Raw genomic sequence first — 12,880 nt, 5'->3', positions numbered from 1 at the left:
GGGTTTCTTCGCTTTGAGCCCGCTCAAAGCGAAGAAACCCGGGCCTCAAAGGTGAGTCGCCGCGGCCGCATAACGGGCGAATTTCCCATATGTTCCTTGCTGTCAGTAGGCATCTTCGACAAGATGCCGCAGTGAGCCCTGCCCTACGGCCCGGATGGCGCGAGCTTCCGCCCCTGCTGCGAGACCGCATCACCGATCTGCTCGGCGCCCGCGTGATCGCCGCCAAGCAGCCGGACGACTCCGGGATCCTTCCTGGCGCGCGCTTCCAGGTGCAGACGACGAAGGGCCACGTCTTCGTCAAGGCGATCGGCACGGAGCAGCCGGGGCCGCTGAACTTCCTGCGGCAGGAGATCGCGCTCTCGCCGCTGCTGCCCGCCGCGGCGCCGCACCCGGAGCTCCTCTGGTCGCTCGACGACGTGCTGCCCAACCTCGGCAGGTGGGTCGCCGTCGGCTACGCGATGAAGTCCAACGTCCGCCCGATCGACCCTTCCTGGCCCGACGAGGACGTCGCGACCATGGTCAAGGTGGTCCGGGGGATCGGCGAGGTCGAGGCGCCGGCCGACCCGATGTTCCTGCCCGAGGAGAAGGTGTTCCCCACGGACTCGTGGGAGTACCTCGCGGACAAGCGGCCCGCCGGGCTCGCCCACCATTCGCCGTGGCTCACCAACCGGCTGGAGGGCCTCGCGGAGATCGCGGCGCACGCCTCGGACGCGATCGCCGGCACGAGCCTGCAGCACGGCACCCTGCGGGCGCAGAACGTGCTGCTGCCCGCCCGGCTGGGCGAGAAGCCGCTGGTCACCGACTGGATCCGGGGCAGCGTCGGGGCGCCGTACCTCGACCTCGTCTCGATGCTGCTGCACGCCCGCGCAAACGGCGGCCCGCCGCCGGAGGCCACGCTGCGCCGCTACGGGCTGCCGCCCGGCACGGAGCGGGACGCCGTGACCTGTTGGATCGCGGTGCTCGCCGGCCACTACGTGAAGTCGTCGATGGACACGCCGCCCACGGACATGCCGGAGCTGCGCGCCTACCAGCACCGGCTGGCCCGCGCCGCCGTGGAGTGGCTGCAGACCAGGCTCGGTTTCTGATCCTTGCCGTTCCTGCAACACGTGCTGTGGTTTGCGGGTGAAAGCGCAGTTCGGCACACTCCGGCCATGAGCGCTGTGCGGCGACCGGCTTGGTCCGATCTACCCCCGTCTGTCCGTTCTCGAGTCAGCGAGTCCATGGGGGGACGCGTGATCGGCTCGGCCCCCATGAGCGGCACGGACCTGGCCCCGCTCGAGGTGCTGCAGACGGCGTCGGCCCGCTCGATCGTTCGGGCGGTGGGGCCGGAGGCCCCGCTGACCCAGGACCGGATGGCCGCGGAGGCGGCGTCGCTGGCCACGCTGCCCGACGACGTGCCGAGCCTGGAGCGCGAGTGGTACGTCGACGAGGTGCTGCCGGGGGCGGGCCGCTGGGTGGTGCTCGGCTACCGGAACGAGCCCATCCGGCCGCCGCACGACCCCTGGGACGACGGCGACCTCGCCGCGGCGGTCGAGCTCGCCATCCAGATCGGCTCGACCGAGGCGCCCCCGGACCTGCCCGACGCGCTCGACCTGATCGACGTCGGCGCCTGGGCCACGATCGCCGCGATGCGGCCCGAGGGCCTGTCGGCCTTCACGCCGTGGCTGTCCGACAAGGTCGACCATCTCGCGGACATCGCCCGCTACGCCGGCGAGGCGATGTCCGGCAAGAACCTGGTGCACGGCGCGCTGCGCCGGGAGTCGATCCTGATCACCGACCACGGCTGGGACGCGACCAGCGCGCACGCGGTCGACTGGTTCATGCCGTCCCACGGGGCGTCCTTCCTCGACGTCGTGCTGCTGCTGCCGTACCTGCGGGTCGACGGCGCCCCGCCGCCCGGGGTGGTGCTCGACCGGCACCCCCTGCCCGACGTCGACCCCGAGGCGCTGACCTGTGCCGTGACCGTGGTCGCCGGCGCGCTGGTGCTCGAGTCGATGCGGCCGCCGGAGCCCGGCGTGCCCCACGGCCGCTCCGTGCAGCGCGAGGTGGCCCACGCCGCCCTCGACTGGCTGCGCTCGCGCCTCGGCGGCTGACGTCTTCACCCGGTTGCCACGCCACGGGCGCGCCTGACCTGCGCTGCTGCGGCAGACTGAGCGCCATGACCGAGAAGCCCGACGACGGCGCGGTGCCCGGCGGACCGAACCCGGGCGTGAGCCCCTGGCAGACCGCCGGGTTGCCCGCCGAGTCCGCCCCAGCGCCGTCCGCGGGACCCGCCGCCGGGACGCCGGGGGACGAGGCCGCGACGCGTGCGGACCAGCCCGCGACGCCAGAGGAAGGGCCGGACGCGGGCACCGCGACCGGGTCGGACGCGACCGTTGACGCGCCTGACACGGAACCGCCCGCGGCACCTACCGCCCCCGACGAGGAGTCCGGCCTGACCGGCGCCCTGGAGGTGCTCCGGGCCCGGCTCGGCGCGCTGCGCCTGCCGCTGGAGACCACGGGCGCCGAGGCGGCGCGCACGGAGCTGCGCCGGTCCACGGACCAGCTCGACGACTACCTGCTGCCGCGGCTGCGGGCCCAGAAGGCGCCGCTGCTCGTCGTGGTCGGCGGGTCCACGGGCGCGGGCAAGTCGACGCTCGTGAACTCGGTGCTCGGCGAGCGGGTCACGCAGCCGGGCGTGCTGCGGCCCACCACCAAGGCGCCCGTGCTGGTGCACCACCCGCTGGACGCGCGCTGGTTCTCCACGGACCGGGTGCTGCCGGGCCTGGCGCGCGTGACGGCGTCGGGGACCGGGACGCCGACCAGGTCGGCGGTGGGTCCCGCCGCCGCGGAGCAGGGCCACGGGGCGCCGCACGACCCGTCCCGCACCCTGCGCCTCGTGTCCAGCGACTCGCTGCCCAAGGGCCTGGCGCTGCTGGACGCCCCCGACATCGACTCGGTCGACACCGCAAACCGCGAGCTCGCCGCCCAGCTCCTCGGCGCGGCCGACCTGTGGCTGTTCGTCACGACGTCGGCGCGCTATGCCGACGCGGTGCCGTGGGACCTGCTGAACCAGGCCGCCGCGCGCAAGGCGCAGGTCGCGATGGTGCTGGACCGGGTGGACCCGGGCGCGGAGGCCACGGCCGACGACCTGCGGGCCATGATGGTCGAGCACGGGCTGACCGACAGCCCGCTGTTCGTCATCCCCGAGGACGGGCTGTCCGACGACGGCATGCTGCCCGAGGACGCCGTCGGCGAGGTCTCGCGCTGGCTGACCGGGCTGGGCGGCGACGCCGACGCGCGCCGCCGGGTCATCGCCGCGACCCGCGACGGCGTGGTGGACTCCCTCGTGGTGCGCGCGGGCGAGCTGGCCGACGCGGCCGACGAGCAGCGGGCCGCCGACGCGCGGCTGCGGCACGTGGTGGACCGCGCCTACGCGGACGCCGTGGCGCACGTCGCGGCGGCGACGTCGGACGGCGCGCTGCTGCGCGGCGAGGTGCTCGCCCGGTGGCAGGACTTCGTGGGCACGGGCGAGTTCTTCCGCGCGGTCGAGGAGGGCATCGGCCGGTTCCGGGACGCGGTGAGCTCGTTCTTCCGCGGGAAGCCCAAGGAGGCGCCGCAGGTCGAGAAGGCGATCGCGCACGGCCTGGAGTCGGTGGTGCTGGACGCCGCCGAGGAGGCCGCCGAGCGCTCCTACCAGGGCTGGCGCGGCGACGCCGCGGGCACGGCCCTGCTGGAGGGGCTGGAGCTGTCCCGGACGCCGGCGGCGCTGCGCGCCGAGGTGGGCGAGCAGATCCGGGGCTGGCAGGGCGACGTCCTCGGGCTGGTGCGCGAGCAGGGCGAGTCCAAGCGGGGCAAGGCCCGCGCGCTGTCGTTCGGCGTGAACGGACTCGGCGTGGCGCTGATGATCTTCGTGTTCGCCTCCACGGGCGGGCTCACCGGCATCGAGGTGGGCATCGCGGGCGGTTCGGCGGTGCTGGCGCAGCGGCTGCTGGAGGCCGTGTTCGGCGAGGACGCCGTGCGCCGGCTCGCCGTGCAGGCCCGCGACCGCCTGCGGGCCCGCATCCAGGCCGTCATGGACGGGCAGGCCGCCCGCTACACCGCGCAGCTCGACGCGCTCGGCTCCGCGGAGGCGGGCGGTTCCGCCCTGCGCACGGCGGCCGACGCCGTCGCCTCGGCCGCCGCGGCGGAACGCCGGTCGCGGGCCCGCGAGACCGACACGGTGCCCGCGGGCGTCGGGGACCTGACCGAGAGCCGCGGGCTGCGCGGCGTCCGGTCGCCGGCCGGCGGCACCGGCGAGGCGGACGGCCGGGGCGACCTGGCCGAGCAGCCGGCCCGCAAGGGCTTCTGGAAGCGCCTGTTCGGGGAGGGCGACCGGTGAGCCGGCTCGACCTGGCCGACCGCACCACGGCCCTCGACACCGCGGTCCGGGCCGCGGACGGCCGCATCGAGCCCGCGCTGCTGGCCGAGGCGCGCGCCGTCGTGACCCGGGCGCGCGAGCGGGGCGGCCTGTCCGCGGAGCACACCGTGGTGGCGCTGGCCGGCGCCACCGGGTCGGGCAAGTCGTCGGTGCTGAACGCGGTGGCCGGGGCCGCGATCGCGCAGCCCGGCGTGCGCCGTCCGACGACGTCGCACCCGATGGCCGCCGTCTGGGGCGAGGGCGCTGACCCGCTGCTGGACTGGCTGGAGGTGGGCCGCCGGCACCACGTGGAGCCCGCGGCGGCCGAGCCGGCGCCGGACGAGCCGCCCGGCCGCGGGCCGTTCCGCCGTCGGACCCCCGCGGGGGACACGACCGGGCTGGTGCTGCTGGACCTGCCCGATCACGACTCGATCGTGACCGAGCACCGGCTGCGCGCCGAGCGGCTGGTGCAGCGCGCCGACCTGTTGGTCTGGGTGGTGGACCCGCAGAAGTACGCGGACGCCGCGCTGCACGAGGGCTTCCTGCGCCCGCTCGCGGGGCGGGCCGAGGTGGTGGTCGTCGCGCTCAACCAGGCCGACCGGCTGAGCGCGGAGGAGACGTCCGCGATGCTCGCGGACCTGAGGCGGCTCGTCGCCGAGGACGGCCTGGACGGCGCGCGCGTGCTGGCGGTGTCCGCGAAGACCGGCCAGGGCATCGACGACCTGCGCGGCCTGCTGGCCAAGGCGGCCGCGCGGCGCGAGGCCGCGACGGCCCGGCTCGCCGCGGACGAGCGCGTGGTGGCGCAGCGGATCGTCGACGAGTGCGGCACGCCGCCGCCGTCGCGCGCCGGGAGCCAGGCCACGGGCGACCTGGTGGCCGCCCTGGAGGACGCCGCGGGCGTGCCCACGGTGGTCGACGCCGTCCGCGTCTCCGCGCGCCGGGACGCCAGGTCGGCGACCGGCTGGCCCCTGACCCGCTGGATCGGGCGGCTGCGCCGGGACCCGTTGCGGCGGCTCGGGCTGCGGACGGCGGACCGGGAGCAGCGGGCGCCGTCGGGCCGCGAGGACCTGGTGCGCACGTCGCTGCCGACGGCGCGGCCAGCCGTGCGCTCCACCGCGGCGTCGGCCGTGCGCCGGTACGTCGAGGAGGTGACGCGCGGCGTCGCCGACCCGTGGGTGCTGGCCGCGCGCTCGCGCGGGCAGGCGGGGATCGACACGTTGCCCGACGCCCTGGACCAGGCGGTTGCCGCGACCCGCGTCGAGGCGCAGCGCCGCCCGGTGTGGTGGTCGCTGGTCAACGTGGTGCAGTGGCTCCTGGTGGCCGTGCTCGTGGCGGGCCTGCTGTGGCTGTTCGTGCTGTTCGGGTTCGCGTACCTGCAGCTCCCGCCGCTGCCCACGCCGGTGCTGTCGCTGCCGACCTGGTCGGGCGACGGCGTCGTGTTCCCGGGGGCGCCCGGGTCCGGCTCGGGCGAAGGGCTCGGCGTGGACCCGTTCACGATCCCGTGGCCGACGCTGATGGTGCTCGGCTCGGTGGTGCTCGGCCTGCTGCTCGCCCTGGTGTGCCGGATCTTCGGCGCGCTGGGCGCCCGCCGCCGGGCGAACGTGGCGCGCCGGCGGCTGCGGCAGTCGGTGGGCAAGGTCGCCGACCGGCTGGTGCGGGAGCCCGTGGGGGAGGAGCTCGCCCGGCTCGCAAGCTGCCGGACGGCGGCGACGGTCGCGGCGAGCTGAGGCGGGCCGGTGCCTCGCGGCTGCGGCGCCGGGAGAGGATAGGGACCATGACACGCCTGCACGTCCCCGTCACGCTGCGCTGGTCCGACCTGGACGCCTACGCCCACGTCAACAACGTGGCGATGTTCCGCCTGCTGGAGGACGCCCGGATCACGGCCTTCTGGCAGCACCCCGAGGCGCCCGAGGGCGAGGCCTGGCCCACTGCCGTGGTGCCGACCGGCCCTGACGCCGACTCCCACACGCTCGTGGCCGGCCAGCGCATCGAGTACCTGCGCCCGCTGCTGTTCACCCGCACGCCGGTGCGCGTCGAGATGTGGCTGGGCCGGATCGGCGGCGCGAGCGCCGAGGTCTGCTACGAGGTGCACGACGGCACGGCGAGCATGGCGAAGACCGGCCCGACGTCGGGCGGCAAGCCCTACGCCCGCGCGACCACCACGCTCGTCTTCGTCGACGCCGCCACGGACCGGCCGCGCCGCCTCACCGAGGGGGAGCGCCTGGCGTGGAAGGAGTTCCAGGAGGAGCCGATCACGTTCCGCCATCGGGGCTGAGTTGGTCCTCAGGGTGTCCGAATTGCTAGATTCATCCCCCTTGGTTTCGGCCACGGAGGAACAGTGGATCTGCCCCAGCACTACCTTGACCCGGTCACCCTGCACGAGGTGTTCGACGACGTCCCGGCCGCCCGGGCGTATCTCGCCGCGCTGGCCGGCGGCCCGGCCTGCGACGAGCCGGCGACGCTCGCCGTCCGCGTCCCGCTGACCCGGGCGCTGGCCCCGGAGGACGACGACCCCGACACCGGGCTGGCCGAGGCGGAACGCCTCGGGTGGCTCGCCGTCCGCCTGGCGGGCGGGCCCGGGGACGACGCCGCGGCCGCGCACTCGCACGCCGCCGACGTGCCCCTGGGTGCCGTGGCGCCCTTGCTCCGGCTGGCGCACGTGCTCCAGTGGCGGCACCGGTTCTCGGAGGCCGACCTGCTGTTCGGCCTCGCGCTGGAGGCCGCGCACTACTACGGGGAGCACGCCGCGAGCATCGAGCACGCGCGGCGGCTGGAGTTCTTCGCCCTCCAGCACTGGGGGCGGTGCCGGTACGACCAGGCGCTCGAGGTGCACGCCGACCAGGCCCGCCCCTACCTCGGGGAGGCGCTGGCCCTGTTCGTGCGGGCCCTGGAGCAGCGGGTGGACGTCGCCGCGACGCCGCACGAGGTCGGCACGCTCCGGCAGGCGGTGCAGGCGGCCCGGGACAGGCTGGGGGAACTGGGGGCGTAGCAGGTCAGGCGCGAGGCGCCCCGGGCGGCGCGGGTCAGGCCGGAAGCCGGATCATGCCCTCCTGGCCCGCCGAGGCCACGAGGACGCCGTCCTGCGTGTAGACCTTGGCGGTGCCCAGGGCGCGGCCGCCCTGGGCCGTGGGCGAGGACTGGACGAACAGCATCCACTCGTCCACCTGGACGTCGCGGTGCCACCACATGCCGTGGTCGAGGCTGGCCATGGGCACCGTCGCGGCGACGTCCTGCCAGGACTTGCCCGCGGCGCGCATGGCGGGCTCCAGCATGAGCTGGTCGCACGCGTAGGCCAGGAGGGCGCGGTGCATCGACTGGTCCTTGATGCCCAGCGGGCGGCGCGTGCGCATCCAGACGAGCTGCGTGGCGGGCGGCGTGCCGCCCTGGGCCACCGCGACGTCCGGGTGCAGGTACAGGGACCCGCCCACGTGCCGCAGCTCGAACGGCGAGTCCGCCCAGAACTGGGCGCGGACGTCGGGGCCGTCCGACAGGGACCCGAGCTCGTCGAAGGCGGAGCCGACCTCGTCGGGCGCGGGGACGCCGTCGGGCATCGGCATCGAGTGGTCGTAGCCGGGCTGGTCCTCCTGGAAGGAGGCGATCATCGACAGGATCGGCTTGCCGAACTGGATCGCGTGGGTGCGGCGCGCGCTGAACGAGCGCCCGTCGCGCAGCCGCTCGACCGCGAAGTCGATGGGCTCCTCGACCCGCCCCTCCCGCAGGAAGTAGCCGTGCAGGGAGTGGATCTGACGGCCGTCGGGCACCGTCCGGTCCGCCGCCAGGATCGCCTGTGCGAGCACCTGACCGCCGTACGCGCGGTTCGCCAGGGCGGGCATGCTGTTGCCGCGCAGCACGTCCTCCTCGCCGCGCGGTCCCCAGCCCTCGAGGTGCCGCAGGTCGAGCACCTGCAGCAGGCGGTCGAGCGCGTCGGGCGTGTGGTCCGACGTGGCGTCGCCGGCGATCAGGTCAGGGGTGGCGTCCACGTGCGGGCGTCTCCTTCGGTTCTTCTGGGGCAGTCTTCGAGCGGTGCGGTCTTCGAGCGGGGTCAGTCTTCGAACGTGTTGATCATGCTGAAGGCCGCGCGTTCCAGGTAGTCCCACAGCTGCGACTCGTGGATCGGGGCCAGGCCGAGGGAGTCGACGGCGGTCCGCATGTGCGCGAGCCAGCGGTCGCGAGCGTCCGGGTTCACCTTGAACGGCGCGTGCCGCATCCGCAGGCGCGGGTGCCCGCGCTGCGCGGAGTAGGTGCCGGGTCCGCCCCAGTACTGCTCGAGGAACAGCGTCAGGCGCTCCTTGGCCGGCCCCAGGTCCTCCTCGGGGTACATGGGGCGCAGCACCGGGTCGTCCGCGACGCCGTCGTAGAACGCGTCGACGAGGCGCACGAACGTGTCGTGGCCGCCGACGGCCTCGAAGAAGGAAGGTTCCTGTGTCACGCCGTTCATCCTGCCACCCGCCTATGACGGTCCGGTGAAACTCGGTCTCGTGTGAGCAACTCGACAATTGCCCGGGCGAAGGGCTTGCCAGCACAGATAGGGTGGGGACAAACCTGCAGCGACGCACGGTGGGAGTTGAGACATGACCAAGGCTGACCAGATTCTTGCGGCACTCGGGGGAACCTCGAACGTCGTCGAGCTGGAACCGTGCATCACCCGGCTACGGGTCGAGGTGAGTGACCCGTCCCTCGTGGACGAGCCCGGACTGAAGTCGTCGGGAGCGTTCGGCGTGGTGCGGTCGGGCAGGGTGGTTCAGGTGATCGTCGGACCCGAGGCGGACAACCTCGCGGCCGAGCTGGACACGCTCAGGGTGTGATCACGAGGGCGTGAACCCGTCAGAGCGACGGTCACGGGCCCGGGACGAGCTCCCGGGCCCGTGACCTGCTTCACTGCCCGCCGGCCGCGTGGAACCGGGGCGCGAACGGGCTGTGAAGGTCGCGCAGTGGTCCGTCGGACGCGGCCGGAGATGTACTGGTCCTCCGGTTCGACCCGAGTAGGTTGGGGGCCGTGTTCGAGTCTCTTGCTGCCTCCGTGTTCGACAGCGCCGAGGATTTCTGGACCTGGTTCGGTAACAAGCCGCTGAAGGTCATCCTGATCGTCGTGATCGGGATGATCGCCATCGCCGTACTCCGGCGCGTCGTGACCGCACTCACCGAGCGCATCGCGATCGGCCAGAAGCCGCGTTCCGTGGTCGAGACCATGGCCCCTCCGGTCGGTACCACCACGGGTGCGATCCCGGTGACCACACCGGGGACCGCGCCCGGCGCGAGTGGCAAGCGCAAGCGCAAGAACGTGCTGATGACGCCGCAGGCGCTGGCCGACGTCTTCGGTGCGGTCAACCCGCGTGCCGCCGAGCGGCGCGCCCAGCGTGCCCGGACCGTTGGCTCGGTGCTGAACTCGACCGTCAACATCGTCATCGGAACGCTCATGGTGATGTCGGTCCTGCAGGTGCTGGGCCTGAACCCGGCGGGGCTGATCGCCGGTGCGGGTGTGGTCGGCGTCGCGCTCGGTTTCGGCGCGCAGAGCCTCGTCAAGGACTTCATCTCCGGCGTGTTCCTGCTCATCGAGGACCAGTTCGGCGTGGGCGACAACGTGGACCTCGGCGCCGGCGTGGTCGGCACGGTCGAGGCCATGGGCCTGCGGCTCACCCAGGTCCGCGCCTTCGACGGCACCCTCTGGTACGTCCGCAACGGCGAGATCCTGCGCGCCGGCAACCGCACCCAGGAGTGGAGCCGCGCCGTCGCCCCGGTGCAGGTCCCGCTGGGGGCCGACATCGACGCCGTGCGCGCGGCGCTCGGCCGCGCCGTCGACCGCGTCAAGAACGACCCCGAGCTGGCCGACAGCCTCCTGGAGACCCCGTCGGTGCGCGGCGTCGACGAGGTGGACCAGGGTGGCCTGACGTTCACGCTGCACGCTCAGGTGCGCCCGGCGCAGCAGTGGGCGGTCGCCCGGTCGCTGCGCGTGGCCGCGCACGCGGCCCTGCTGGACGCGGGGATCGTGGCGCGCTCCGCGCCCGCCCCGTTCGAGGAGGGCGTCGTCGGCGATACCCCCGGCGTCAGCTGACGTAGGGTTTTACGGGCCGGGTTGCGCCCGGTACGGGTCGGTAGATGGCAGGATCTTTCCTTGTGACCGACGAACCGATGCCCGGGTCCACCGGAGACGGCTCCACCGTGCCGCAGGAGCTGGCCGAGCTGGCGACAGCCCACGGCGTGCAGTGCGAGTACACCGACCACGACGGCCGCGTGCAGCAGGTCAGCCCCTCGACGCTCGTCGCGGTGCTGGAGGCGCTCGGGGTCCAGGCGTCGACGCCCGGCGCCGTCACGGCCAGCCTGGACCGCGCCCGCGACGACGAGTGGCGCGCCATGCTGCCGCCCACGGTCGTCACCCGCGAGGGCACCGAGGTACAGGTCCCGGTGCACGTCGCCGACGGCGCGGACGTGACCGCGTGGGTCGAGCTCGAGCGGGCCGAGACGCCCGTCGTCCCGGCTAGCGCGACGCCCTGGCGGGTGACGGCGCCGGGCGGCGCCCCCACGTCCGGCTCGTTCGCCACGGTGAAGGGCTCCCGGGTGCAGCTGCGCCAGGCCGACGTCTACGCCGAGCCACGCACCGTCGACAGCCGCAAGGTCGGCCGGGCCACCTTCACGCTCCCGGACACCCTGCCGCTCGGCTGGCACACGCTGCACGCGGAGGCGGGCGGACAGACGGCGCAGGCCTCGCTCGTGGTGACGCCCGCGCGGCTGGAGCTGCGCGAGGAGATCGCCCGCAAGCAGGCCTGGGGCTTCATGGTCCAGCTCTACTCGGTGCGGTCCCGGGACTCCTGGGGGATGGGCGACCTCGCCGACCTGGGCGACCTCGCCTGGCAGACGGCGCACAACGGCGGGGCCGACTTCGTCGCGATCAACCCGCTGCACGCGACCGAGCCCGTGGTGCCGGTGACCCCGAGCCCGTACCTGCCGACGTCGCGGCGGTTCATGTCGCCCCTGTACATCCGGGTCGAGGACATCCGTGAGACGGCGTATCTCTCCGCCGCCGACCGGTCGCTCGTGGAGTGGGCCGCCGAGCCCGTCCGCGAGCTGTCCGAGGACTCGGGGCCGATCGACCGGGACGCCGTCTGGGAGGCCAAGAAGGCGGCCCTGGAGGTCGTGTACACGGCACCGCGGTCGGCGGCCCGGCAGACGGCGTTCGACGAGTTCGTGCTGGCCCAGGGCCGCGGCCTGGTCGACTTCGCCACCTGGTGCGCCATCAAGGAGCACCTGGACGGCCGGGACTGGCCGGCGGAGCTCTCCGACCCGGGCTCGTCCGGCGTGCAGACCCTGCGCAACGCCCTGTCCGACCGGGTCCAGTTCTACTGCTGGCTGCAGTGGGTGGCCGACGAGCAGCTCCGCGCGGCCCACCGCGCCGGCCTCGACGCCGGCATGCGGCTGGGCGTGTTCAAGGACCTCGCCGTCGGCTCGAACCCGGAGGGCGCGGACGCCTGGGCGGACGCCGCCGTCCTCGCCCGCGGCGTGTCCGTGGGGGCCCCGCCGGACATGTACAACCAGCAGGGCCAGAACTGGTCCCAGCCCCCGTGGAACCCGCGGGCGCTCGCCAAGGTGGGCTACGCGCCGTACCGCGAGATGCTGCGCACCGTGCTGCGCCACTGCGGCGGCCTGCGGGTCGACCACGTGCTCGGGCTGTTCCGCCTCTGGTGGATCCCGGGCGGGGCGCGCGCGTCGGCGGGCGCGTACGTCACGTACGACCACGAGGCGCTGATCGGCATCCTGTGCCTGGAGGCGCACCGCGCCGGCGTGGCGATCGTGGGCGAGGACCTGGGCACGTTCGAGCCCTGGATCCGGGACTACCTCGCGGAGCGCGGCGTCCTGGGTACGTCCGTGCTGCTGTTCGAGCGGGACGAGGCCGGCGCGCCGGTCGAGCCGGAGGCCTACCGCAGCGCGGCCCTGGCCACCGTGACCACCCACGACCTGCCGCCCACCGCCGGGTACCTGGCGGGGGAGCACGTGGACCTGCGGGAGCGGCTCGGCCTGCTCACGGAGGACGCGACGATCCTGCGCGCGCGGGCCCGCCAGGAGCGCGAGTCGCTCGTGGAGGCGCTGTCGCGCCGGGGGCTGACGACGTTCGACCCGTCCGAGCGCGAGCTCGTCGAGGGCCTGCACCGCTACCTCAAGGACACGCCGTCCGCGCTGGTCGGGGTCTCCCTGGCCGACGCCGTGGGCGAGCGCCGCACGCAGAACCAGCCCGGCACCGACTCCGAGTACCCGAACTGGCGCGTGCCGCTCGCGGACTCGGCGGGCACCGTGGTGATGCTGGAGGACCTGTTCACCAACGCCCGCCTGCGCAGCCTGGTCACGGTGATGAACGAGGAACCCCCGGCTGACGACCCCGCCTGAACCGTCGAGTGCGGGCTATCTGTTGCCTCGGAGCCCCCCCCAGAACAAAAAGGACCCCACCCCACAGGGGGAACAGAGGGGGGCGAAAAAAATAGTGCCTCTCGGGGGGACCGAAGAAAACCTCCC

At 74.2% G+C, this 12,880-nt stretch carries 11 protein-coding genes; 9 read left to right on the top strand and 2 right to left on the bottom strand.

Going from position 1 to position 12,880, the window contains the following annotated elements; all coding sequences use genetic code 11:
* The first annotated feature begins 131 nt into the window (after window positions 1-131).
* The 6 genes from ACFV9Q_RS26015 (at window position 132) to ACFV9Q_RS25990 (ending at window position 7,367) form a co-directional block, all read left to right on the top strand.
* Window positions 132-1,085, top strand: a complete 954-nt coding sequence (locus ACFV9Q_RS26015) for a phosphotransferase (protein WP_377236823.1) — start codon at window positions 132-134, stop codon at window positions 1,083-1,085.
* A gap of 165 nt (window positions 1,086-1,250) precedes the next feature.
* Entirely contained in the window at window positions 1,251-2,093 is an 843-nt protein-coding gene (locus ACFV9Q_RS26010) for a hypothetical protein (RefSeq protein ID WP_377236822.1), read from the top strand.
* A 65-nt stretch (window positions 2,094-2,158) separates the two neighbouring features.
* Window positions 2,159-4,360 carry a dynamin family protein gene (locus ACFV9Q_RS26005; protein ID WP_377236821.1) on the top strand — a complete coding sequence of 734 codons (2,202 nt, stop codon included), beginning with the start codon at window positions 2,159-2,161 and terminating at the stop codon, window positions 4,358-4,360.
* Window positions 4,357-6,105 carry a GTPase gene (locus ACFV9Q_RS26000; protein WP_377236820.1) on the top strand — a complete coding sequence of 583 codons (1,749 nt, stop codon included), beginning with the start codon at window positions 4,357-4,359 and terminating at the stop codon, window positions 6,103-6,105. The genes ACFV9Q_RS26005 and ACFV9Q_RS26000 overlap by 4 nt, the downstream gene beginning before the upstream one ends.
* Window positions 6,106-6,152: 47 nt before the next feature.
* On the top strand, window positions 6,153-6,653 hold the full coding sequence (locus ACFV9Q_RS25995) for an acyl-CoA thioesterase (protein ID WP_377236819.1): 501 nt from the start codon (window positions 6,153-6,155) through the stop codon (window positions 6,651-6,653).
* A 63-nt stretch (window positions 6,654-6,716) separates the two neighbouring features.
* A complete protein-coding gene (locus tag ACFV9Q_RS25990; RefSeq protein WP_377236818.1) occupies window positions 6,717-7,367 on the top strand; it encodes a hypothetical protein in 651 nt (216 codons plus the stop codon).
* Window positions 7,368-7,401: 34 nt separating this feature from the next.
* Here the strand turns inward: ACFV9Q_RS25990 and ACFV9Q_RS25985 are convergent, their stop codons facing one another.
* Window positions 7,402-8,358, bottom strand: coding sequence for an acyl-CoA thioesterase (locus tag ACFV9Q_RS25985; protein ID WP_377236817.1), 957 nt, complete (start codon window positions 8,356-8,358; stop codon window positions 7,402-7,404).
* Between the two features lie 62 nt (window positions 8,359-8,420).
* Window positions 8,421-8,816 carry a globin gene (locus ACFV9Q_RS25980; protein WP_377236816.1) on the bottom strand — a complete coding sequence of 132 codons (396 nt, stop codon included), beginning with the start codon at window positions 8,814-8,816 and terminating at the stop codon, window positions 8,421-8,423.
* A 133-nt stretch (window positions 8,817-8,949) separates the two neighbouring features.
* Here ACFV9Q_RS25980 and ACFV9Q_RS25975 point away from each other — a divergent pair, with 133 nt between their 5' ends.
* The 3 genes from ACFV9Q_RS25975 (at window position 8,950) to malQ (ending at window position 12,754) form a co-directional block, all read left to right on the top strand.
* Complete coding sequence (locus ACFV9Q_RS25975) at window positions 8,950-9,183, top strand: glucose PTS transporter subunit EIIB (RefSeq protein ID WP_020018155.1); 234 nt, start codon at window positions 8,950-8,952, stop codon at window positions 9,181-9,183.
* A 191-nt stretch (window positions 9,184-9,374) separates the two neighbouring features.
* Window positions 9,375-10,430 carry a mechanosensitive ion channel family protein gene (locus tag ACFV9Q_RS25970; protein ID WP_377236815.1) on the top strand — a complete coding sequence of 352 codons (1,056 nt, stop codon included), beginning with the start codon at window positions 9,375-9,377 and terminating at the stop codon, window positions 10,428-10,430.
* A 77-nt stretch (window positions 10,431-10,507) separates the two neighbouring features.
* Entirely contained in the window at window positions 10,508-12,754 is a 2,247-nt protein-coding gene (gene malQ / locus ACFV9Q_RS25965; RefSeq protein WP_377236824.1) for a 4-alpha-glucanotransferase, read from the top strand.
* Window positions 12,755-12,880 lie beyond the last annotated feature (126 nt).

Source organism: Promicromonospora sp. NPDC059942 (assembly GCF_042731755.1).
Taxonomy (GTDB): domain Bacteria; phylum Actinomycetota; class Actinomycetes; order Actinomycetales; family Cellulomonadaceae; genus Promicromonospora.
Note: the sequence above shows the minus strand (reverse complement) of the source record. Positions and strands in the feature narration are given on the sequence as shown.